Consider the following 23,793-nt stretch of genomic DNA (forward strand, 5'->3'; position numbering starts at 1 on the left):
TAACTGTTACAATTTCTTTAAAGTTAATTTCAAACATAATTTACAATTTTTAACACGACAAAAGTACAACTAAATTTTTATTAAGAAACGCCTCTTCTTTTATCGAAAAAAATAGCATCCATGTTTTTCTTTAGGAAAACTCAAAAAACAATACGCAAACATATTTATTATGAAAAATCAAAAAACTATTTCTAAATCTATTTTTTTCTTTGAAACACAGTATTATATAAAAATTTGAAAGGCGTTCAAGAAATATTTTCCTGAACGCCTTTCTTTCTAAACACCAAAAACAAAACTTAACTTCTAACTAACTTTATACTATACAAACGTATGTATTTGCTAATCATTGTGTTGTTAATCACAAAATAATGTTAAAGTTTTTGATGTTGATTCCTATATTATATCCAAAACTTTCTCTAATGACATACCGCGAGAACCTTTTATTAAAATTATTTTTTGTGTTAGAATATTTGTCTTAATTTTTTTTGCAAAATCTTCATAACTATCAAAGAAGTACATATTACCCATTTCCATTTTGTTTGCAAAAAAATCTTTCCCAATAAAATAGGTTTCAATCTCTGATTGATTCAAAAGTAATTCAATTATTTTTTTATGTTCAATTAAGCTTTCAGTTCCAAGCTCGAACATATCACCTAATATTGCTATTTTACTTTCTCCTTCTAGTTGTATGAAATTTGTTATTGCAGCACTCATACTACTTGGATTTGCATTATAAGCATCCAAAATAATCTTATTTTTGTTTTTTTCGATTAATTGCGAACGATTATTTGATGGAACATATCCTTCTATTGCATCTTTAATAAAATGTTCTTCAATATTGAAATATTTACCAATAGTAACCGCTGCATTAATATTGTTTGCATTATATAATCCTATTAGATGTGATTGAATTTCAATATTATTAAATTGAATTTTCACCATCGGATTTGCTGAAACCAAATCTATATTAACATCTGTTTTTTCTATTTGTGAAAATGAATAGCGAGTAATTTGTGCTGTTTTATTTTTCTGAATATCATCATCTAAATTTACAAAAACAACTTTTTTGTTTATTTCTAAATAATGATAAAGTTCACTTTTTCCTTTTATCACACCTTCTACCCCACCAAAACCTTCTAGGTGTGCTTTACCAAAATTTGTAACATAACCATAATCTGGTAATGCAATTGAACATAAAAATTCGATTTCTTTTTGATGGTTAGCACCCATTTCTACAATTCCTAGGTCTGTGTTTTCATCAAACGACAATAGCGTTAACGGAACTCCTATGTGGTTATTAAGATTTCCTATGGTTGCTTTGACATTGTATTTTTTAGAAAGAACTACATTAATAAGTTCTTTAGTTGTTGTTTTACCATTGCTGCCAGTTAGAGCAATAATAGGAAGTCCTAATTGTTCACGATGAAATTTAGCTAGTTCTTGTAAAGTTTTTAGGGTGTCTGGAACTAGAATCATTTTATCCTTATCTGTAAAATATTTTTTATCATCTATTATTACAAATAAAGCTCCTTTAGTAATTGCTTCTTGGGCAAATGTATTTGCATTAAAGTTTTCACCTTTGAGGGCTATAAAAAGTGAATTGGCTTCTATTTTTCGCGTATCAGTATTTACGGAAGTACACTGTAAATAACATTGGTAAATTTCTTCGATTTTCATAATACGAAAGTAGTAAAAATATAAAAGCCCTAAAAATTTAGGGCTTTTAAATATTATATGAGAAAATTATTAATTTCTTGCTCTTTTTGGGAAGTCAGATTTAGGACCAACTCTAGACATTGCGCATCTAAATCCAATATAATCAGAAGCAATATCTTGTTGACAATATCTTCTTTGTGCTGGATCTAACCAATATGCTCTATCTTTCCAAGAACCACCTTTGTAAACTCTTACGTCATCTCCAATAAGTGTTGTTCTTTTTGCAGACTTGTCAAATTTTCTATCCATTTTACCTGTACTATCAGCAGATACTTTATGAATAGGAGAATCATACATTCTGTTTTTATCACTTCCTTTTACTTCTCCTTCTTCAGAATTACCAAGTTTAAACAAACGAGTAGATTGCTTATCACCATCTCTGTAGTTAATCTCATCACTCTTATCAAAATTTTGTCTTAAGTAAGTTTCTTTTTCATCTACAGGAACTTGAGCAATATCGCCAGGTTTATTTCTAGCTATGACTTTACCATTACTTAATGTGTCATATTTAATATTATCAGAAGTTATTAGTTCTACTTTACCATCGTCACCAATTTTGTTTTTAGTATAAACGTTTCCACGAACATAGTTAAAATCATTAGCTTCATCATCAACTATTGGTCTATAAACATCCTGTACCCATTCTGCAACGTTACCCGCCATATCGTATAAACCGAAATCATTTGGTTTGTAAGATTTTACAGGAGCAGTAATATCCGCACCGTCATCAGACCATCCAGCTATTCCTCCGTAATCACCTTTACCTTGTTTGAAATTTGCCAATTGATCACCTCTAGTACCTCTGCTTCCAGAACGTGTATAAGAACCTTTCCAAGGATATTTTTTCTGACCTCTGTAAAGATTATATTCTCTATTACCTACATCAGCCGCAGAAGCGTATTCCCATTCTGCTTCAGTTGGTAGTCTGTATTCAGGTAAAAGTATTCCTGAAGTTTTTTGTGCGTATACGTTTTTAGGACCGTCTGAACCAGCAGTTGAAGTAGTGTCTGTTGAAGCTGCTTCTTTTTTAGCTTTCTTAGCGCTTTTCCCGCCTTTACGACCTGTTTTTTTCAAAATAATTTCTTCGTTTCCACCAAATGATGTTGACGGAGAAGCTAAATATGCTTCAGTACTAAAAGTATTGTTGGCATCTACATCAACAACTTTTGCGCCTTTTTTCATATAACCTTCTTTTTCAAGTACTGATTCGTTTACACGGTCAGTTCTCCACTTAGCGAATTCGCTAGCTTGAATCCAATTTACTCCTACAACTGGGTATTGTGAGTAAGCTGGGTGTCTTAGATAGTTATTAGTCATAGTTTCGTTATAACCTAATCTATTTCTCCAAACTAATGTGTCAGGAAGAGCTCCTTCGTAAATATTTTTGTAGTTTTCTTCAGTAGGAGGAAAAACTCTTTTTGTCCAATCTAAATATTCCATATACATAAGGTTTGTAACCTCCGTTTCATCCATATAAAAAGATTGAACGTGTTGCTGACTTGGTGTGTTATTCCAATCATGCATTACATCATCTTGAACTTTACCCATTGTAAAGGTTCCACCTTCAACTAATACTAATCCAGGAGCAGTCGCTTGTTTAGTAAAATTATTGTTGTATTGGAAACCACCATTAGGGTCGTTAATCTTCCATCCTGTAGCGGAAGAAGTGTTTTTCGAACTAGACTTTTTACTACAACTAGTAAATCCAAACAGTACTATTAATGAAAACAGCACTCTTACAGTCACAATTTTGTTTACTTTCATACTTTCGTAGGTAATTATTTTGTGGCGCAATATAACAATTAACCATTAAACTGCAACACCTTTTTTAGAAATATTTTAAAAAACATCAAAAAAAATATTTTTTGTTATTTTATATATGTTAAACGAATTATATATTTTTTTATTGTAGTAAAAAAATTATTTTTACTCACTGAAATAAAAATGTTATTATAGCGTTATCTTTGGATATGAAAAAAATTGTACTTATAATTATATTGCTTGTTTTTCAAACATCATTTTCTCAAGACAATAATACAGTTAATCTTGATTGGATTGATGGTCAATATAATGTTGCTGAAAATTACAATGTAAGTATTCCTCATTTTTCGGTCGAGACATTTATATATGATGAAGTTAAAAAAATCGTTTATTTTTCTAAAAAAATCGAAATTGCATCCTCTGTTGATGAAAATAGCCTAAAACTATCCAATATTGTTTTTGAGACCATACCCGAAGATAAGTTAGGTGACTTAGATAAATTACAAATCCCAAAAACACTTAACACAACTATTCAAAATGCAAAAGCAAGAGATATAAATTACGGATTACTAACCTTTTCACCAATAATAAAAGAGGGAAATATCTACAAACGAGTTAAATCATTATCCTATACATATTCTTATAAAACCAGTAATGAGGGAGCTCAAAAAAATAGTTTTTCAATTGGCAACTCCGTTTTAAAAACTGGGCTTTGGCACAAATTTTATGTTGAAAAATCTGGCGTTTATGTAGTTTCGAAATCGTTTTTATCAGATTTAGGTTTCGATGTAAATGTTGACCCTCGTACAATAAAAATATACGGTAATGGCGGGCGAATGATCCCACTCACAAACTCAGATCCATACCCTATAGATTTAGCAGAAAATGCGATTCAATTTATTGGTGAAAATGATGGAGTTTTTAACGATGGTGATTATATTTTGTTTTATGCTGAGGGCGTTGATAATTACAATAATGATAGCGATACACATGTTAATTTATATGCTGACAAAAGTTATTACTATGTAACATCATCTGCATCTAACGGGAAAAGAATTTCTGCAATGACAGAATCTCCACAACCTCCAGACATCACGTTTACTACTTATGATGAATATCAATTTCATGAAATAGACCGAGTAAACTTGGTTCGTTTAGGAAGAAGATGGTATGGTGAAGAGTTTAATATAAATAATGATCAAAATTTTTCTTTTTCTTTTCCAAATATTGTTACAACAAGCCCTGTTTCATTGACAGTTAAAGCAGGTGCTATTGGAGTTTCTGTAACCTCTATGACCGTAAAAGCCAACAATACAAATATTGGAAACATTACTTTACCAGCGAACAATACTAGTAGCTTAGCCTCTTCTGGAAGTATTACCGCATCATTAGCAATTACAACCCCAAACATCTCTATCGATTTAAGCTACAATAATAATGGAGTACCAAGCGCAATAGGGTATTTAGACTATATAAGTCTTAAGGCAAAATCAAATCTAAATGGATATGGAAAACAATTTAGATTTACAGTCGATGCAGCAACTTCATCTATTGGAACTTGCGAATATAAAATAAGTAATGCGTCAGCAATAGCTCAAGTTTGGGATATTACCGATATATATAATGTAACTTCAACACTAAATAACGGGCAAGCTCAGATTTCTTTCAAAACATTTATGGGACAAGAAAGAAAGTTTATAGCTGTAGATAATTTAGATATTTATTCCCCTAAAAAAGACGCTAATTATTTAGTCCGTAATCAAGATATTAAAGGTCAAATATTTTTAAACAACCAAAATACTTTTACAGATGTTGACTATATAATAGTTACACCTTCTTCTCTAAATAGTCAAGCCGAAAGATTAGCTAATTTTCACAGAACATACTCTAATCTTAATGTAAAAGTGATAAACCTTGAAGGATTATATGAAGAGTTTTCTTCAGGAAAACAAGATATAGGAGCTATTAGAAATTTTGTAAAATATGTTTATGACAATGCATCAATACCAAGTAAAAAATTAAAATATTTATGTCTTTTTGGTGATGCTTCCTACGACTTTAAAAATAGAATCACAAACAACACTAATATTGTTCCAATATTCCAGTCATTAGAGAGTTTTTCTCTTTCAGGGTCATTTATTTCTGATGATTATTTTGGATTAATGGATGCTAATGAAGGAAGTATGACAAGTCCTTTAGGCTTGGATATTGCTGTAGGAAGAATGTTGGTTTCAAGCTTAGAACAAGCCGATCAAATGGTCACGAAAGTTATAGATTATCATGACAAAAAATCTTACGGAAGATGGCGTAATAATTTGGTTTTTTTATCCGATGACATCGATAAAGTTAGTGATGCATCTTTACAAACTAGTATTGACATTTTATCTAATACCATAACAACTCAGAAACCATTTTTTAATTCTAAAAAAATTCACACTGATTCATATGTTCAAGAAACAACATCAGGAGGTCAAAAATACCCTAAAGCAAAAGAAGATTTTACAAACTCTTTCGGACAAGGAGCTCTAGTCTTTAATTATATTGGTCACGGAGGGGAAGACGGACTAGCAGGAGAAAGATTATTTGAAATAAAAGATGCTATGAGCTTGAGTAACCGATACAAATATCCGTTATTTATTACAGTAACTTGTGAGTTTACTCGTTTTGACAATCCGTTCAGACCCACAGCAGGCGAACAAACATATTGGAATCCGTTAGGAGGAGCAATTTCCATGGTAACCACAACAAGGCAAATTGGACAATCTACAGGAGAAAATTTTAATCTTAATTTAGGAGCGAAATTATTTTCTTATGGCTCAAACAATTACACTTCTATTGCTGAGGCTGTCAGATTAACCAAAGTGGTGTCTTCAAATCCAGGAAATAATGTGGTTTCTTATATAGGAGACCCTGCAATAAAACTTGCTATTCCAAAACCAAAAATAAAGCTAACAAAAATAAATGGAGTGCCCATAACTGGTACTCCAGACATATTGCAAGCCTTAGGATATGTTACACTTACTGGTGAAATTACTGATGAATTTGACGCACCATTACCTAATTACAATGGAGAATTAGCGATTAATGTATTTGATAAAGAAATAAACAGAACAACTTTAGGAAATGATGGCACTATCGTGGGCGGTGTAGTATTAACAATGAATTTTACTACACTAGGAGAGACTATTTTCAGAGGAAATGCTTCCGTTACAAATGGTCAATTCGAATTTGGATTTGTAGTACCTAGAGATATAAAAATTCCCGTAGGAAATGGGAAAGTGAGTTTTTATGCAAAAAACAACAATATATTAGAAGATCAAACAGGTTATGATTTCTCGATAAAAATTGGTGGATTAAACACCAATGCAGTGGCAGATGTTGTGCCACCTAGAATAAAAATTTATATGAATGATGAATCTTTTGTATCTGGCGGAACAACAAATCAATCCCCTCTATTTCTTGCTTTTCTAGAAGACGAGCATGGTATAAATACAGCTAGCGGAATAGGTCATGACATCGTTGCTTATTTAGATGGAGATGAAACAAAACCATATATTTTAAACGATTTTTATGAAACAGAATTAAATAATTATACAAAAGGAAAGTTAAAATATCCTTTCAGAAATTTAGCAATTGGCTTGCATACATTAACTTTCAAAGCTTGGGACGTTTATAACAATATTGTAACTTCAGATTTGCAGTTTATTGTTGTAGGTGATGAAACATTAACACTAACAAATGTTTTAAATTATCCAAACCCATTTGTAAATCATACCGAATTTTGGTTCACTCACAACAAACCATTCGAACAACTAGAAGTCCAAGTACAAGTATTTACCATAACAGGAAAAATAGTTTGGACAAAAAATCAAGTAGTAAGTAATGAAGGTTTTACATCACGAGACATTACTTGGGATGGTCGTGATGATTTTGGAGACAAAATAGGAAAAGGGGTTTATGTTTACAAACTAACTGTAAAATCTAATCTTACCAATAAAAAAACCGAAAAAATAGAGAAATTAGTAATTCTTTAATAAAAGAATATATATTTGTTAATTATTATATCAAAAAAATAAAATGAAGAGAATTGTTTTTATACTAACAGGATTACTTTTAGGATTAAGTAGTAATGCTCAAAACGAAAGACCTATAACAACTGGCGTTCCATTTTTATTAATTGCCGCCGATGCACGTGCTGCGGGAATGGGAGATAATGGAGTAGCGAGTTCTCCTGATGCTTATTCGCAACAATACAATCCTGCAAAATATGCGTTTTCATTACGAAAACAAGGTTTTGCAGTAAGTTACACACCTTATCTTACAGCGCTTGTAAATGACATTTCCTTAGGACAACTTAATTATTTTAACAGAATTAACGAACGAAGTGCGATAGGAACAAGTTTACGCTATTTTAGTTTGGGTGAGATTCAGTTAACAGATGATTCAGGTAACGCACTAAATGTAGTTAAACCAAATGAGCTAGCATTAGATCTGTCTTATTCATTACAGCTAAGTGAAAAGTTTTCTATGGCTGTAGCTGGACGTTATATTAGATCTAATCTAAAAGTAGCTTCAGCAACATTAGATGCCTCAGCGGCTAGTAGTTTTGCAGTTGATGTCGCAGGGTATTACCAGTCAGAAGAAATTGCATATTCAGATTTCAATGGACGCTGGAGAGGTGGATTTAATTTTCAAAACCTTGGACCAAAACTAAATTATGATGGAGCTACTGGAGCTGAAAAAAACGCTAATTTTCTTCCGTCAAATCTACGAATAGGTGGAGGTTTTGATTTCATTTTAGACGATTATAACAAAATTTCTACTAATATTGAATTTACAAAACTATTAGTTCCAACACCACAAATCCCAGTTCCTGTTGATTTAAATGGAGATGGAGATACTCTAGATGCTGGAGAAAATGGCGTAGCACAAGCTAATGCAGATTACAAAGCAATTAGCTGGACCTCTGGAATTTTTAAATCTTTTGGTGATGCGCCAGATGGTTTTAGCGAAGAGCTAAAAGAATTTACTTATGCTGCAGGAGCAGAATATTGGTACCAAGATTCATTCGCTTTACGTTTAGGATATTTTCACGAAAGTGAGCAAAAAGGAAAGAGAAAATATTTTACTTTAGGAGCAGGTTTCAAATATAATGTAGTAACCCTAGATGTTTCTTATTTATTTTCGGCTTCAAAAGTGCCAAATCCTTTAGAGAATACATTACGTTTTTCTCTAACATTCAATTTCGGTGATGACTATGATCAGAATTAAAATTAATAAATAATAAATAAACAATCCAAATTTCAATTACTGAGATTTGGATTTTTTTTCCCTTAATAAATTATGAAAGAAATTAATATAAATACTCGATTGTCGGTTTTTGAATCGATGCAAGAATTGCCTAGCGATGTGCGTGACTTAATGCAAAAAGCTATCGAGATTCGAAAAAAAGCTTATGCTCCTTATTCTAAATTTAATGTAGGGGCGGCTATTTTGTTAGACAATGGTGAAATTGCTTTGGGTTCAAACCAAGAAAATGCTGCATATCCATCAGGATTGTGTGCTGAGAGAGTTGCGATTTTTCATGCAGGCGCTATTTATCCTGATGCAAAAATTATAAAAATGGCAATTACGGCAGGTTCTACAACATCTGCAACAACAAAACCTATTCCGCCTTGTGGGGCTTGTCGTCAATCTATTTTTGAATATGAATTTAGACAAGACGTTCCTATCGAAATTTATTTTATGGGAGAAACAGGAGAAATTTATAAATCAAACTCAATTCAAAATTTACTTCCGTTAACATTTGATAAGAACTTCTTGTAATTTTTATTAAAAAAAACCAGTTAAATTTTACTTCTTACTTGGAATGTCTTATTTTTGCTTTTCGCAAATTTGTAAGTAGTCAATATTTAAAGTTTATAAGATAATTTGCAAGCGTAAAATACTAGAAAAAGAAAATTTAGATGAAAGAAATTACAAAAGAAGTTTACTTAAAGTGGTACGAGGATATGCTACTTTGGAGAAAGTTTGAAGACAAACTAGCGGCACTTTATATACAACAAAAAGTAAGGGGATTTCTTCACTTATATAACGGTCAGGAAGCAGTTCTTGCAGGTGCTTTGCATGCAATGGAATTGGGAAAAGACAAAATGATTACTGCTTATCGTAATCACGTTCAGCCAATAGGAATGGGTGTAGATCCAAAAGCTGTTATGGCAGAATTACTTGGAAAAGTAACAGGAACATCTAAAGGAATGGGTGGCTCTATGCACATCTTCTCAAAAGAAAAAGGTTTTTTTGGAGGTCACGGAATTGTTGGAGCTCAAATACCTGTAGGAGCTGGAATGGCTTTTGCAGATAAATATTTTGGACGTGATGGTGTAACATTAACATATTTTGGTGATGGTGCAGCACGTCAAGGTTCATTACATGAAGCTTTTAATATGGCTATGCTATGGAAACTTCCAGTTGTTTTTATCGTTGAAAATAATGGTTATGCCATGGGAACGTCAGTAGAAAGAACAGCAAATCATACGGATATTTGGAAATTAGGTTTGGGTTATGAAATGCCTTGTGGTCCAGTTGACGGAATGAATCCTGTAAAAGTAGCCGAAGCAATGCATGAAGCTATTGATAGGGCACGTCGCGGTGATGGCCCAACTTTTTTAGAAATGAAAACATACCGTTTTAGAGGCCATTCGATGTCTGATGCGCAATTGTATCGTTCTAAAGAAGAAGTAGAAGAATATAAAAAAATAGATCCAATTACTCAAGTTCTTGATGTAATTATGGAGAAAAAATATGCTACAGAAGAAGAAATTGAAGCAATAGATGAAAGAGTAAAAGATTTAGTAGAAGAATGTGTTGCATTTGCCGAAGAATCTCCTTTTCCAGAAGTGCAGCAATTATATGATGTGGTTTACGACCAAGAAAATTATCCATTTATTCCTCATAGACTATAATTATGGCAACAGTAATCACAATGCCTCGCCTAAGCGATACGATGACGGAAGGAACAGTAGCAACTTGGTTAAAAAAAGTAGGCGATAAAATTTCAGAAGGTGATATTCTTGCCGAAATTGAAACCGATAAAGCAACAATGGAATTTGAATCTTTCAATTCTGGAACGCTTTTATATATTGGAATACCAGAAGGAGAATCAGCGCCAGTCGATTCGCTTTTAGCTATTATTGGAAAAGAAGGAGAAGATATTTCTGCTTTATTAAATGGAAGCCCCGTAGCTACAGAATCAGCGTCTGCAAAATCAGAGGTGGCACCAGAAGTTATCACTCCAAGTAAAGTTGATGAGCAAACTAAATCAGTTAGTCTTCCTAAAGGAGTTGTAGTTGTTACAATGCCAAGACTTTCAGACACAATGACCGACGGAACAGTAGCTACTTGGTTAAAAAAAGTAGGTGATAAAGTTGCCGAAGGCGATATTCTTGCCGAAATTGAAACTGATAAAGCAACAATGGAATTTGAGTCTTTCAATGCAGGAACTCTGTTATTTGTAGGGATTAAAGAAGGAGAATCTGCACCAGTTGATAGCGTTTTAGCTATTATTGGACCAGACGGAACAGATATTACAGGAATTGCTGAAAATTATAAAAAAGGTGGAAATGTTACTGCTCCAGTTGCTGAAAAAGCTGCTGAAGTTTCTAATTCAACACCCAATAACCATAATTCAACACCAAATTCAACGGATAGAGTTTTTGCTTCTCCATTGGCTAAGAAAATAGCTCAAGACAAAGGAATTAACTTATCTCAAGTGAAAGGTTCTGGAGAAAATGGTAGAATTGTAAAAGGAGATGTCGAGAGTTTCACAATCGAAAGTCAAAAGCCGAATGCAGTAAGTCAACCGACAACAAATAACCAACAACCAGCAGTTGTAAAACCTTTTGTTCCTGCTGGTGAAAAATTCTCTGAAGAAATTAAGAATTCGCAAATGCGTAAAACCATTGCGAAGCGTTTATCAGAATCTATATTTACAGCGCCTCATTTCTATTTAACTATCGAAATTGCGATGGACGAAGCTATGAAATCTCGTGCAACAATAAATACTATTCCTGATACAAAAGTATCTTTTAACGATATGGTTGTCAAAGCTTGTGCAATGGCTTTAAAGAAACATCCACAAGTGAATTCTCAATGGAGAGAAGATGCCATGATTATTAACCATCATGTAAATATTGGTGTTGCTGTAGCTGTTGAAGACGGATTAGTAGTTCCAGTTTTAAATTTTACAGACCAAATGAGTTTAACTCAAATAGGTTCAGCAGTTAGAGATTTAGCAGGAAAAGCAAAAACTAAGAAATTGACGCCTGCCGAAATGGAAGGAAGTACATTTACAGTTTCTAATTTAGGTATGTTTGGTATTACTGAATTCACATCTATAATAAACCAACCCAATTCAGCGATTTTGTCTGTTGGTGCTATTGTCGAAAAACCAGTAGTTAGAAATGGTCAAATCGTAGTAGGTAATACTATGAAAGTAACTTTAGCTTGCGATCACAGAACTGTCGATGGAGCAACAGGAGCTCAATTCTTACAAACATTGAAACAATTTGTTGAAAATCCAGTAACTATGTTGGCATAATTGTCAATATTTGTTTAGTATATAATCTCATCTTGATTCATCATGATGAGATTTTTTTTATTTTAGCTTAAATTCATTTTTTATGAAAAACATTATCATCACAGGAACTTCTAGAGGAATTGGCTACGAATTAGCCTTGCAATTTGCAAATACTGGACATAATGTCTTAGCTATTTCTAGAAAAACGCCACAAACATTAATCGAAAATAAAAATATCACTTGTCTTTCTGTTGATTTATCTGTTGAAGAAGATTTGCAACAAGTAGAAGATTTTCTTTCTAAAACATGGAAAAATGTAGATGCAATAGTCCATAATGCAGGTTCACTTTTGTTAAAACCTTTCGGAGAAATCACTTCACAGGAATTCGAAAATATATATAAAGTCAATGTTTTTGGAGTAGCCAATCTAACCCGTATTTGTTTGCCATATCTTCAAAAAGGAAGCCATGTTGTTACCATAAGTTCTATGGGCGGAATTCAAGGAAGTATGAAATTTGCAGGATTAGCGGCTTATAGCTCTAGTAAAGGCGCTGTAATTACGTTATCTGAATTATTAGCAGAAGAATATAAAGAACGTGGTATTTCGTTTAATGTTTTGGCACTCGGTTCTGTAAATACCGAAATGCTACAAGAAGCTTTTCCAGGTTATCAAGCACCACTTTCAGCTACAGAAATGGCCGATTATATTTATAATTTTGCTTTAACGGGCAATAAATATTATAATGGAAGGGTTTTGCAAGTTTCAACAACAACGCCATAAATGAAAACCGTTTTAGAAAAATACATTCCAGAATATTCAGTAGAACCCGTTTTTGAATTAATCAAAATCAATCAGGTGCATCTAAAAATCGTAAATGAGCGAGTAACTCGTCATGGAGATTATCGAAAAGGATTGTCTGGAAAACACGAAATTACAGTAAACACCAGCTTGAATAAATATCGTTTCTTAATGACATTGATTCATGAAATAGCACATTTAGTAGCTTTCGAAAAATACGGCCGAAATATAAAACCACACGGAGACGAATGGAAACTAACTTTTCAACGACTGATGGTTCCGTTTATTCGTCCCGAGATATTCCCAAGTCAATTATTACCATTATTGGCTAGACATTTCAGAAATCCAAAAGCGAGTAGCGATACCGACGCTACTTTATCATTAGCACTAAAACAATTTGACCCAGAGAACGATAAAAACTATATCTTTGAGATTCCCTACGGAAGTATGTTTCGCATTCATAACGGAAAAATTTTTAAAAAAGTAGCGTTGCGATTAAAAAGATTTGAATGTTTAGAAATAAATTCTGGAAGAATGTATTTATTTAATCCAAATGCTGAAGTAGAATTGTTACCAAATTAATTTTAAAAAACTTTGTAACGCTGTTACTTTGAAACTTAAAAAAATGAATAAAAATTATTACGCAATATTAATGGCTGGTGGTGTTGGATCAAGATTTTGGCCAGTGAGTACTACTGATTTTCCTAAACAGTTTCATGACATGTTAGGAACTGGTGAAACTTTAATTCAAAAAACATTCAGTCGTTTATCTCAAATTATTCCTAAGGAAAATATCTTAATTCTAACTCATGAGAGTTATAATGACATTGTTTTAAAGCAATTGCCATCAGTAAATCAAGAGCAAATTATACTAGAGCCAGCCATGCGAAACACCGCACCATGTATTTTGTATGCCTCATTAAAAATAAAAAAGAAAAATCCAAATGCAGTTATGGTAGTTGCTCCAAGCGATCATTGGATTGAAGACGAAATGCAATTTGTTGCTAATTTGCAAAGATCATTTGATGTGTGTGAAAGAGAAGAAACCTTAATGACTTTAGGCATTTTACCAACTTTCCCCAATACAGGTTACGGGTATATCGAGTTCGACAAATTAGATAGTCGTCCTATAAAAAAAGTGGTTCAGTTTAGAGAAAAACCGAATTATGCAACAGCTAGAAAATTTATTCAAAGTAGAAATTATTTGTGGAATGCAGGTATTTTCTTATGGAGTGTACAATCTATCCTAAAAGCTTTTGAAGAATTTCAACCCGAAATGTTTTTGCATTTTATGAAAGGTTATGATTTATATAATACCGAAGATGAAAAAGCATTTATAACCGAAAATTATCCATTAGCCGAGAATGTATCTATTGATTACGCCATCATGGAAAATGCGAAAAACGTATTTGTACTTCCCGCTACTTTCGATTGGAATGACTTAGGAACTTGGGGTTCACTTCATGAAAAATTAGATAAAGATGAGAATAACAATGCTGTGGTTAATGCTAAAGTTTTACTCGAAAATTCATCAAACAACATTATCCGTTCAGATGCTAAAAAGATAATAGTTATTGATGGGTTGCATGATTATATCATTGTAGATAAAGAAGGGATTTTACTAATTTACCCCAAAAGCAAAGAACAAGACATTAAAAGTATTGTAAAAAAATTAGAGGTTCAAAACTAAAAGCAAACAGATTAATAACAAAAATTTCTAATTGTAACTCAATAATAAAACTAAAAAAGCACAATATAAAATTGTGCTTTTTTAGTTTTATTTATAGAAAACATCTACTTAACATTGACCTCAAATGGTAACATTGCCTGAACACCTTTTTGAGAATTCATTTTTCTAATTTGCTCGATAATTTTATAATTTTCGAGACCTATTTCTTCTTTAATTAAATTTTCACGAGATTTCATAAATGGCAAACCACCACCGAAGAAATCTTTAAAATCTTTTTCATATTTAGGATAATCGACAGTAGAGTAATCTTTGACCTTAACCAAATTAGAAGCATAAGCCAAAGCAGCATCTAAACCACCTATTTTGTCAACCAATCCCAATCGTAAAGCATCAGAACCGGCCCAAACTCTACCTTGAGCAATGGCATCTACTTGTGCAAAGGTCATTTTTCGTCCTGTAGCAACACGGGTTACAAAAACATTGTAAATATGCTCTACTCCTTCTTGTGTGATTTTTCTAAAATTATCATCTAGTGGTTTAAACAAGCTATAACCCGATGCATTTTCGTGGGTTTCTACCAATTCGGTATTGATTCCGTATTTTTTTGTCACCTCAGATAGGTTTGGTAAAGTTCCAAAAACACCAATTGAACCAGTTATTGTACTTGCTTCTGCAAAAATTTCATTCGCGTTACAAGCAATGTAATAACCTCCAGAGGCTGCTAAATTCCCCATAGATACCACAACGGGTTTTACTTTCTTAGTAATTTCGATTTCTCTCCAAATCAAATCGGAAGTTAATGCGCTTCCTCCTGGACTATTTATTCTCAAAACGATAGCTTTTATATTATCATCTTTTCTCGCTTCTTGCAACGAACGACGCATAGAACCTTCCCCAACGGTATTTATATCACCTTCTCCAGAACCTATTTCTCCTTGAGCATAAATAACTGCAATTTTGTCTTTTGTTTCAAAATCGGAAGTTGATGTAGCAATATCTTGGGCATAATCCATAATATCAATAGTGTTATAATCATCGTCAGAATCAACTTTCAGCACTTTTCTAATATCATCGTGGTACACATCTTCGTAAGCAATTTTATCAATTAATTTGTTTTGCAAAGCCATTTCCGGAGTTCTAGCTAACAATCCCGAAGCAATAGTATTTAATTGTGCCACCGGAATATTTCTTGATTTCGAAATATCGATAGCCATAGCATTCCATATGGAAGTTAAGAAGGTTGTGATTTGATCTCTGTTTTCAGGACTCATTTGGTTTAACAAAAATGGTTCGACAGCACTTTTGTATTTTCCATGGCGAATAACCTCCATTTTTAATCCTGTTTTCTCTTGAAAATCTTTATAATACATCACTTCAGTCGAAAGTCCTTTGAAGTCAAGCTCTCCTACTGGATTTAAATAAACTGTATTCGCAACTGAATTCAAATAATAATCTTTTTGAGAATAAACATTACCATAAGCCATCACAAATTTCCCTGATTTTTTAAAATCCTCCAATTGATCACGCAAGGCTTTTGTTTGAGCAACGCCAAGTGCCAAAGTGTTATTTAGAATTGAAATTCCTTTTATTTTTTCATCATTTTTTGCTGCTTCAATAGCTTTTAGGATATCTGTCAATCCGTCATGATTGGCTTCATAAAATCCTATTTCTTCATAATTAAATTTTCCCCCATAATCATTTGTAACTTCTTCAAGATTTAATTCTAAAACGGAATTATTTTTGACAACCGTTCTCGAGGAATTTCCTCCAAAAATGGCTGCAATAAGTAATATTCCAAAAAAGAATAACATGCAAAAAACAAACAAACCTACAATGGTTGACAATACATTTCCTAAAAACTTCATAATTAATTATTTAATACTTATAAGTCGTGTTTTGTTAAATTTGTTACAACTTAAATTAGTTATTAACACTTGGCAAATATAATAAGATTGTAAATTTCTTTTTAGTTAATTTGCTTTATATATGAAAATGCAGCAAAAAGTAGTTTTATCACTTGGTAGTAACCAAGGAAATCGTTTAGAAAACATAGAAAAATGCATCCAATTGATTCATAAGAAAATTGGATTAATTCTCCGTGTTTCTAACTTATATGAAACGCCATCTTGGGGTTTTGACAGTGATCCTTTTTATAATTGCGCCTTGGTTTTACATACTTCTTTTTCTGCTGAAAAAATATTGCAAAAAACAGATTCTATCGAAAAAGAATTAGGCAGAATTAGACAGAATACAGAAAATTACCAAGCTAGAATTATTGATATTGATATTATTGATATTAATGAAGAAACTTACAGTTCCGAAACACTAACTATTCCGCATCAACAGATGCAAAATAGGCTTTTTGTATTGTTACCTATGTTGGATTTAAAACTCGAATGGCAACACCCAATACTGAATAAATCGGTTCAAGAACTAATTGAAACCTGTAAAGATAAAAGTGATTGTAAAATGGTTAGTGATTTAGATTTTCTATTAAAAAAACACAGTATAAATCAATTAAATTATATTGCCATTGAAGGAAATATTGGTGCAGGAAAAACAACTTTGGCAACAAAAATTGCCGAAGATTTTAACGCTAAAACAGTTTTAGAGCGTTTTGCTGACAATCCTTTTTTGCCTAAATTTTATAAAGACCAAAACCGATATGCTTTTCCTTTAGAAATGTCATTTCTAGCCGATAGATACCAGCAATTATCTGACGATTTATCGCAATTTGATTTGTTTAAAGATTTTGTTGTTGCTGACTATCACATTTTCAAATCCTTAATTTTCGCTAAAGTAACACTACAAGAAGACGAATTCAGGCTATACAAAACCCTTTTTGATATAATATATAAAGAAATGCAAAAACCTGATTTGTATCTTTATTTATATCAAAATACAGATAGATTACTTCAAAACATTAAAAAAAGAGGTCGAAGTTACGAGCAAGAAATTGAAGCAGACTATCTAGAAAAGATAAATTATGGTTATCTAGATTATATCAAATCACAAACCGATTTAAATGTATTGGTAATTGATGTTTCTGATTTCGATTTTGTAGAAAATCAAGAAGATTATGTTAAAATATTAGATTCAATTGAAGAGAAAATTAAGAATTACTCTATAAATTCCTGACAAATAAACCTACAAACTAATCTTTACAACATAGCCTTCAAAAGTTCTTACGTTAAATACTGTACCATCTTCAAAAATCAAGTATTGACCTTTTATACCAGATAATTTTCCAGAGAAATTAGGGGATTTATCTAAGTTTAAACTAGTGACTTTTTTTGGATATTGTAAAACTGGATATTGCAATTCGTACAAATCATTTTTATTTATATCAAAATATTCTTGTACTTCTTTAGGTATCAAATATTTTAAACTAGCTCTTTCTTTTATCAAATCGGCAACGGGAACTTCATTTTTTAGCATTTTTTGCCAATTGGTCTTGTCTGCGTAATGACTTTTTAGGGCAACTTCGGTAATTCCTGCTAAGTATCTATTAGGAACTTCTACAATAGGAATGGCTTGCACGGCACCTTGATCTATCCATCGAGTTGGGACTTGCGAGCCACGAGTTACACCCACTTTCACTTCGCTAGACAAAGCCAAATAAACAATATGTGGTTGTAATTGTACTTTTTTTTCATAAACTAAATCTCGGTCTTCAATATCTAAGTGTGCTGTAGAAAGCTCGGGTTTCATAATCCAATCTCCTGCAGAAGCACTTCCCATAAAACAATCATAACAAAATCCTTGTCGGAAAATTTTCTTTTTTTTCTTGCAATTCAAACATTGGTAACCTTGAAAACTAATTTCTAATTCTTTACTAAGTAATTGATTTACATTTAGAAAACTGTTTTCAAATATCAGATAATATTGAATTGGCTTCCCAATTTCGGTTTGCATTTTAGTTAAAACTCCTTCGTATTGCATTTTGGATTTAAGATTTAATGAATTAGGATTTTTAAAAAAAAATCTTATTTTTGGTAAAGTTATAATTCGTAATTCATAATTCATAATCCGTAATTCATAAAATGCCTTTACCAATCATAAATTCTATTGCTTCATGGTTTTTGAAACAACGTATTCATCAGATTGAGTTGTTTTTAAAATACCCTAATGAAGTACAAGAAGAATTATTGATAAATCTTATTAGAGCATCAGAAAACACGATTATTGGAAGACAATATGATTTCAATTCTATAAAAACATATCATACATTTCAGGAGCGAGTTCCCGTTTCTACTTACGAAGATTTAGAACCACTTATAGAACGAACTAGAAAAGGAGAACAGCACGTTTTTTGGAATGAACCAATCAAATGGTTTGCAAAATCGAGCGGAACTACTAATGCTAAAAGTAAATTTATTCCCGTAAGCAACTCCGCACTAGAAGACTGTCATTATAAAGGGAGTAAAGATTTATTGTGTTTGTATTTGAACAATAACGAAAATTCACAACTATTTACGGGTAAGAGTTTGCGTTTGGGAGGAAGCAAGCAATTGTATGAAGATAACAATACTTTTTTTGGTGATTTGTCAGCAATACTAATAGACAATATGCCGTTTTGGGCCGAATTTAGTAGTACGCCAAGCAACAAAACATCACTCATGAGCGAGTGGGAAACTAAATTACTTGCTATTGTAAACGAAACAAAAATAGAAAATGTGACCAGTTTTGCAGGTGTTCCGTCTTGGATGATGGTTTTACTAAATAAAGCATTAGAAGAAACTGGAAAAAATAATTTATTTGATGTTTGGCCTAATCTTGAAGTTTATTTTCACGGTGGTGTAAGTTTTGACCCATATCGTGACCAATACAAAAAAATATTGCCCAAACAAGATTTTAAATATTACGAGGTATACAATGCTTCCGAAGGTTTTTTTGCCATTCAAGATTTGAATAATTCTAGTGATTTATTATTAATGTTAGATTACGGAATCTTTTACGAATTCATTCCGATGGATGTTTTTGGCACACCAAACGAAAAAATAATTCGATTAGCTGAAGTAGAAATTAATAAAAATTACGCCATTGTTATTACGACAAATTCTGGCTTGTGGCGTTACTTAATAGGTGACACAGTGAGATTTACCTCATTAAATCCTTACAGAATTCGAGTTACAGGAAGAACAAAACACCATATTAATGTTTTTGGTGAAGAGTTGATGGTCGAAAACACGGATATGGCTATTGCTAAAACTTGTAAAATAACAAATTCTGAAGTAAAAGATTATACTGTAGCACCCATCTTTATGAAAGGTAAAGAAAAAGGTTCGCACGAATGGATTATTGAATTTAGAAAGCAACCAGATAATATTGCGTTTTTCACAAAAACTTTAGACGAAAATATTCAAGCTTTAAATTCAGATTACGAAGCCAAACGCTACAATAACATGACATTGAATCAGCTTACTATAAATGTTGCTCGTGAGAATCTTTTTTATGATTGGTTAAAAAATCAAGATAAATTAGGAGGTCAACATAAAATCCCTCGTCTATCTAACAAACGAGATTATCTAGAAGAGTTATTATATTTGTAATAATTATTAATTAGTTGATTTTAAGCTTATTTATTTTAATTTTTCAACAAAAACATCTTAAAAAACACTTAGCCTCTATTGCAAAATATGTGTTTTATCGATTATTTTAGCATTTAATCTTATTTCATACATATAATTGATTTAAAATGATAATTTTGCGCCACATTATCAAAAACAATACATTTTTCAATTATATTTTTATGAAAAAATCAATATTTGTAATATTAATTTTATTTATCACTAACATAAATTTTGCTCAAAACTCATTTATAAAAAATAAAGGTTCAGAAATATTAGCTAATTATAATTTTGACGAAGCAAAAGACTTATATACTGTAGTTCCAACTGCAATAAATACAAAATTATCAGATATCGGATCTACTTTTTTTATGGGTAAATATATTATGTATTCGTCTAGAAAAACAGGAGCAATTGGAGCAGGAAAAGATGAAAACACTAACAATCCATACAACGGCTTATATTGCTTAAATATGGATCTAAGAGGCAACTTATCTAGACCAAACTTCTTCGCTTATGCTTTAGACTCTAAAGGGAATGAAGGCGGATTAGCTTTTTCTATTGATGAAAAAACAGTATACTATACTAAAAGTGCTGAAGGAAACTCTAAAAATTATCAGTTATATAAATCAGTTTTTGATTCTAACAAATACACTTGGATTAATGAAATTCCCGTAGATTTTAATAATATCAGTTATTCTATCGAAAATCCTTCAATTACTCCAGATGGCAAAAAAATGTATTTTTCTTCAAATATGCCTGGAGGTTTTGGGGGGTTTGATCTTTATGTTGCTGAAATAAATGCTAATGGAATACCTGTAAATCCAATTAATTTAGGAAAAGTTATAAATACTGAAAAGGACGAAAAATTTGCTTATGCCTCCCCAACCAATAAAGAAATATATTTTTCTTCAAATGGACATAATGGTTACGGTGGACAGGACGTTTTTATATCAAAAATTAAAAAAAATAGATATACAATCCCTTTAAATTTGGGAAAAACAATTAATACACCCGCAGATGAAGTGGCATTTATACTTGCTACAAAAAATAGTGGTTATGTGACTTCAAACAGAGCAGGAGGTTCAGGATTATATGATATTTACCATTTCGAATTACAAGAAACCGTTTTTAATCTAAAAGGTTTAGTAACCGAAAAACAAAGTGGAATTCTTTTACCAAACACTAAAGTTAGTTTATTAGATGAAGATGGAAAAGAAGTTTCTTCACAAATCTCCAGTAATAATGGAAGCTATAATTTTGAAATAGAGCCCTTAGAGAATTATTCGATCGTGGCAAAAAAAGACGGCTATTTAGATTTTGAAATGCCAATATATACTGAAAATGATAATTCGAATGTAAACATTCAGTTAAATCAGGCAAAAGCAGAAATTAAAGAAAATGCAATTACCATCGAGAACATCTATTTTGATTTTAATAAAGCATCGATAAAAAAAGAATCTACCTTGTCATTAAACAAAATATTTACTGTTTTAAACGATAATCCAGAGATGAAAATCATAATTAATGCCCACACTGACTCTAGAGGTTCTGATAAATACAACATGATTTTATCAGATAAAAGAGCAAAAGCAGCGAAAAAATACTTAATTGCAAAGGGAATTAATACAGACCGATTAGAAGCTAAAGGCTATGGAGAAAGCAAACTTTTATCCAATTGTAAAATAAACTGTTCTGAAGCTGAATTTGACACTGACAGACGTATTGAGTTTGTTATAAGATAATATAAAAACAAAATTATTAACCCCGTGTCATTGTAAAAATAACACGGGGTTTTATGTTTACAAATGATATTTAACATTTTTTAAACCCAACTCACTTTTTAAGCTTGTTCAAAAACTCATGACAAGTATATATTCTATTTTAGAAAATGGATTAAAATAAAACCCTATGATACTATAATTTATAGAAAAAATTCATACAATAAACTTATCATATAATAAAAAAAACTTAAGTTAATACAATTTTCACGCTCTTCTAAATACCTAAAAAACGATATAACTATAACATAAAAAATGGGAACAGAATTAAAATTCTGTTCCCATTATATATTATTTTAAATTAATATGGTTAACTTTTTAAGTTAAAATTTATATTATTAAAATTTTAATTCTTTTTTTACGTCTTCAAATAAATTAGGACCATCAGCAAGGATTAAACTTGCAGAATCCATAACGTATTGGTATCCTTTTGCTTTTCCAACTTTTACGATTGCAGCTTTAGCTTTATCCATAATTGGTTTTACAATTTCTTGTTCTTTGTCTTGTAATTGTTTTTGAGCAGAATCTCTGTATTGTTGAATACGTTGCCCCATGTCTTGCATTTCTTTTGCACGAGTCTCGTTTATAGCTTCAGTTGCAGTTGCAGCTTCACCTTCGTATTTTTTCATTTTTGTTTGGTATTCAGTTACCATTGTACCATATTCTGCATCGAAAGTTTTGCTTAGTTTGTCTAACTGTGCTTTTGCAGATGTCATTTCTGGCATTTTAGATAATAAATCGTTAACATCGATGTGTGCTGTTTTTGTCTGAGCATTCATTGTGCTAGCACCAAAAAACATAACTGCTGCAATAAGTAAAGTTTTAATCTGTTTCATCATTTTTAGTATTAGTGTATTAATTAATTTTAATTTTTTCTTTTATTATTTTTTTTCTTTTGCTTGTTTTGCTATTTCTCTATCGGCTATTATTTTTCTCTTTTTTTCTTCTAATGCCTTTTTACGCTCTTCAAGTGTTTTTTTATTGTTTTCTATGCTTTTTAGTCGTGCAACTTCTTTACTATTTTTAATAGAATCTTGGGCTAATTTGCGATCTTCTATTTTATTGTAATCATCTAACCCTGATTTTTTTGTTGAAGTAGAATCTGTAATTGTACTGGGTTTATTTTCTTTTTGTTCTTCTAGTAATTTTTTTCTTCTATCTTCAAAATCTTTTTTCTTTTGAGCTGCCGTTTGTTTACGATCCTCAATTGCTTTTTCTCTTATGGCTTTTTTATCATCCAGGATTTTTTGCCTTTCTGCTAAAGCGGGATTATCATCTATTTTTTCTTTTTCGTCTTCTTTTGCTTGTATAGCTTTGAGTTGTTTTTTACCTATTTGCTCTCTCTTTTCTGCATTAACAATAGTTTTTACTACTCTATCACTAATGTCAAACTTTTTTGCAGAAAAAAGCATCGTTAAATCGGACGATTTATCAAAAATAAAATCATATCCTCTTGCTTCTGCTATGTCCTGAACTACTGTAAAAACCTGGTCTTGTACAGGTTTTGCAATAGATATTTTTTGAATCATAAAATCTCCATTGGAACCAAATCTCTTTTGTTGATAATCTATCAAATCATTTTCAAGGAACTTAATTTCTTCTTCTCTCTCATCTATAAGTTCTTTTGTCAGTAAAGCTCTTTCAGATTTAAGAATTTCTTCTAATTTTTTAATCGCATTTTTCTTAACCTCAATATCTTGTTTCCATTTTTGAGCTTTTTGTTCTAATTGAACTGACGCTTCTTTGTATTCAGGTACATTTTCCAGAATATAATCCATATCAATGTATCCTATTTTAGCTCCTTTTGCTTGCGCACTAGCAGTTAAAGTAATTCCAAAAATTAGTAACAATAAAAAAAACTTTTTCATAAACTTGAAATGTTAAGTCCAACTATCGTG

Annotated in this window: 17 protein-coding genes; 11 read left to right on the forward strand and 6 right to left on the reverse strand. The window is 31.6% G+C overall.

Annotated elements, in window-relative coordinates:
- Positions 1-393 precede the first annotated feature (393 nt).
- Both murF and gldJ read right to left on the reverse strand, forming a co-directional pair.
- Entirely contained in the window at positions 394-1,677 is a 1,284-nt protein-coding gene (gene murF, locus ABI549_RS03320) for a UDP-N-acetylmuramoyl-tripeptide--D-alanyl-D-alanine ligase (protein ID WP_348075033.1), read from the reverse strand.
- A 69-nt stretch (positions 1,678-1,746) separates the two neighbouring features.
- Positions 1,747-3,480 (reverse strand): gliding motility lipoprotein GldJ, encoded by a 1,734-nt coding sequence (gldJ, locus tag ABI549_RS03325; RefSeq protein ID WP_348075034.1) that lies wholly within the window; start codon positions 3,478-3,480, stop codon positions 1,747-1,749.
- Between the two features lie 206 nt (positions 3,481-3,686).
- Between gldJ and porU the strand changes: the two genes are divergently transcribed.
- The 8 genes from porU (at position 3,687) to ABI549_RS03365 (ending at position 14,544) form a co-directional block, all read left to right on the forward strand.
- Complete coding sequence (gene porU / locus ABI549_RS03330) at positions 3,687-7,511, forward strand: type IX secretion system sortase PorU (protein ID WP_348075035.1); 3,825 nt, start codon at positions 3,687-3,689, stop codon at positions 7,509-7,511.
- Between the two features lie 43 nt (positions 7,512-7,554).
- Positions 7,555-8,748, forward strand: a complete 1,194-nt coding sequence (gene porV, locus ABI549_RS03335; protein WP_348075036.1) for a type IX secretion system outer membrane channel protein PorV — start codon at positions 7,555-7,557, stop codon at positions 8,746-8,748.
- A gap of 72 nt (positions 8,749-8,820) precedes the next feature.
- Entirely contained in the window at positions 8,821-9,303 is a 483-nt protein-coding gene (cdd, locus tag ABI549_RS03340; RefSeq protein WP_348075037.1) for a cytidine deaminase, read from the forward strand.
- 140 nt (positions 9,304-9,443) lie between these two features.
- A complete protein-coding gene (gene pdhA, locus ABI549_RS03345; RefSeq protein ID WP_348075038.1) occupies positions 9,444-10,442 on the forward strand; it encodes a pyruvate dehydrogenase (acetyl-transferring) E1 component subunit alpha in 999 nt (332 codons plus the stop codon).
- Positions 10,443-10,444: 2 nt separating this feature from the next.
- The gene (locus ABI549_RS03350) at positions 10,445-12,076 is read left to right on the forward strand and encodes a 2-oxo acid dehydrogenase subunit E2 (protein ID WP_348075039.1); all 1,632 of its coding nucleotides are present in this window, start codon (positions 10,445-10,447) and stop codon (positions 12,074-12,076) included.
- An 82-nt stretch (positions 12,077-12,158) separates the two neighbouring features.
- Complete coding sequence (locus ABI549_RS03355; RefSeq protein ID WP_348075040.1) at positions 12,159-12,836, forward strand: SDR family oxidoreductase; 678 nt, start codon at positions 12,159-12,161, stop codon at positions 12,834-12,836.
- Entirely contained in the window at positions 12,837-13,436 is a 600-nt protein-coding gene (locus ABI549_RS03360; RefSeq protein WP_348075041.1) for a SprT-like domain-containing protein, read from the forward strand. It abuts the gene before it with no gap.
- 43 nt (positions 13,437-13,479) lie between these two features.
- Positions 13,480-14,544 (forward strand): mannose-1-phosphate guanylyltransferase, encoded by a 1,065-nt coding sequence (locus ABI549_RS03365; protein WP_348075042.1) that lies wholly within the window; start codon positions 13,480-13,482, stop codon positions 14,542-14,544.
- A gap of 104 nt (positions 14,545-14,648) precedes the next feature.
- Here ABI549_RS03365 and sppA read toward each other — a convergent pair whose 3' ends face one another.
- Positions 14,649-16,409, reverse strand: a complete 1,761-nt coding sequence (gene sppA, locus ABI549_RS03370; RefSeq protein WP_348075043.1) for a signal peptide peptidase SppA — start codon at positions 16,407-16,409, stop codon at positions 14,649-14,651.
- A gap of 121 nt (positions 16,410-16,530) precedes the next feature.
- Between sppA and folK the strand changes: the two genes are divergently transcribed.
- Complete coding sequence (gene folK, locus ABI549_RS03375; protein WP_348075044.1) at positions 16,531-17,682, forward strand: 2-amino-4-hydroxy-6-hydroxymethyldihydropteridine diphosphokinase; 1,152 nt, start codon at positions 16,531-16,533, stop codon at positions 17,680-17,682.
- A 9-nt stretch (positions 17,683-17,691) separates the two neighbouring features.
- Here the strand turns inward: folK and ABI549_RS03380 are convergent, their stop codons facing one another.
- Complete coding sequence (locus tag ABI549_RS03380) at positions 17,692-18,486, reverse strand: DUF2797 domain-containing protein (protein WP_348075045.1); 795 nt, start codon at positions 18,484-18,486, stop codon at positions 17,692-17,694.
- 101 nt (positions 18,487-18,587) lie between these two features.
- Here ABI549_RS03380 and ABI549_RS03385 point away from each other — a divergent pair, with 101 nt between their 5' ends.
- Both ABI549_RS03385 and ABI549_RS03390 read left to right on the forward strand, forming a co-directional pair.
- Positions 18,588-20,096 carry a GH3 auxin-responsive promoter family protein gene (locus ABI549_RS03385; RefSeq protein ID WP_348075046.1) on the forward strand — a complete coding sequence of 503 codons (1,509 nt, stop codon included), beginning with the start codon at positions 18,588-18,590 and terminating at the stop codon, positions 20,094-20,096.
- A gap of 200 nt (positions 20,097-20,296) precedes the next feature.
- The gene (locus ABI549_RS03390) at positions 20,297-21,859 is read left to right on the forward strand and encodes an OmpA family protein (protein ID WP_348075047.1); all 1,563 of its coding nucleotides are present in this window, start codon (positions 20,297-20,299) and stop codon (positions 21,857-21,859) included.
- Between the two features lie 374 nt (positions 21,860-22,233).
- Here ABI549_RS03390 and ABI549_RS03395 read toward each other — a convergent pair whose 3' ends face one another.
- Together ABI549_RS03395 and ABI549_RS03400 are read right to left on the reverse strand one after the other, a co-directional pair.
- Complete coding sequence (locus ABI549_RS03395; protein WP_348075076.1) at positions 22,234-22,731, reverse strand: OmpH family outer membrane protein; 498 nt, start codon at positions 22,729-22,731, stop codon at positions 22,234-22,236.
- Between the two features lie 45 nt (positions 22,732-22,776).
- Positions 22,777-23,763 (reverse strand): OmpH family outer membrane protein, encoded by a 987-nt coding sequence (locus tag ABI549_RS03400; RefSeq protein ID WP_348075048.1) that lies wholly within the window; start codon positions 23,761-23,763, stop codon positions 22,777-22,779.
- Positions 23,764-23,793 lie beyond the last annotated feature (30 nt).

It is taken from the genome of Flavobacterium sp., from assembly GCF_039932285.1.
Classification (GTDB): Bacteria; Bacteroidota; Bacteroidia; order Flavobacteriales; family Flavobacteriaceae; genus Flavobacterium.

Bases quoted from the DNA above. Each gene is read 5' to 3' on its own strand.
- murF (WP_348075033.1), bottom strand. From the start codon at position 1,677: ATGAAAATCGAAGAAATTTACCAATGTTATTTACAGTGTACTTCCGTA.
- gldJ (WP_348075034.1), bottom strand. From the start codon at position 3,480: ATGAAAGTAAACAAAATTGTGACTGTAAGAGTGCTGTTTTCATTAATA.
- porU (WP_348075035.1), top strand. From the start codon at position 3,687: ATGAAAAAAATTGTACTTATAATTATATTGCTTGTTTTTCAAACATCA.
- porV (WP_348075036.1), top strand. From the start codon at position 7,555: ATGAAGAGAATTGTTTTTATACTAACAGGATTACTTTTAGGATTAAGT.
- cdd (WP_348075037.1), top strand. From the start codon at position 8,821: ATGAAAGAAATTAATATAAATACTCGATTGTCGGTTTTTGAATCGATG.
- pdhA (WP_348075038.1), top strand. From the start codon at position 9,444: ATGAAAGAAATTACAAAAGAAGTTTACTTAAAGTGGTACGAGGATATG.
- ABI549_RS03350 (WP_348075039.1), top strand. From the start codon at position 10,445: ATGGCAACAGTAATCACAATGCCTCGCCTAAGCGATACGATGACGGAA.
- ABI549_RS03355 (WP_348075040.1), top strand. From the start codon at position 12,159: ATGAAAAACATTATCATCACAGGAACTTCTAGAGGAATTGGCTACGAA.
- ABI549_RS03360 (WP_348075041.1), top strand. From the start codon at position 12,837: ATGAAAACCGTTTTAGAAAAATACATTCCAGAATATTCAGTAGAACCC.
- ABI549_RS03365 (WP_348075042.1), top strand. From the start codon at position 13,480: ATGAATAAAAATTATTACGCAATATTAATGGCTGGTGGTGTTGGATCA.
- sppA (WP_348075043.1), bottom strand. From the start codon at position 16,409: ATGAAGTTTTTAGGAAATGTATTGTCAACCATTGTAGGTTTGTTTGTT.
- folK (WP_348075044.1), top strand. From the start codon at position 16,531: ATGAAAATGCAGCAAAAAGTAGTTTTATCACTTGGTAGTAACCAAGGA.
- ABI549_RS03380 (WP_348075045.1), bottom strand. From the start codon at position 18,486: ATGCAATACGAAGGAGTTTTAACTAAAATGCAAACCGAAATTGGGAAG.
- ABI549_RS03385 (WP_348075046.1), top strand. From the start codon at position 18,588: ATGCCTTTACCAATCATAAATTCTATTGCTTCATGGTTTTTGAAACAA.
- ABI549_RS03390 (WP_348075047.1), top strand. From the start codon at position 20,297: ATGAAAAAATCAATATTTGTAATATTAATTTTATTTATCACTAACATA.
- ABI549_RS03395 (WP_348075076.1), bottom strand. From the start codon at position 22,731: ATGAAACAGATTAAAACTTTACTTATTGCAGCAGTTATGTTTTTTGGT.
- ABI549_RS03400 (WP_348075048.1), bottom strand. From the start codon at position 23,763: ATGAAAAAGTTTTTTTTATTGTTACTAATTTTTGGAATTACTTTAACT.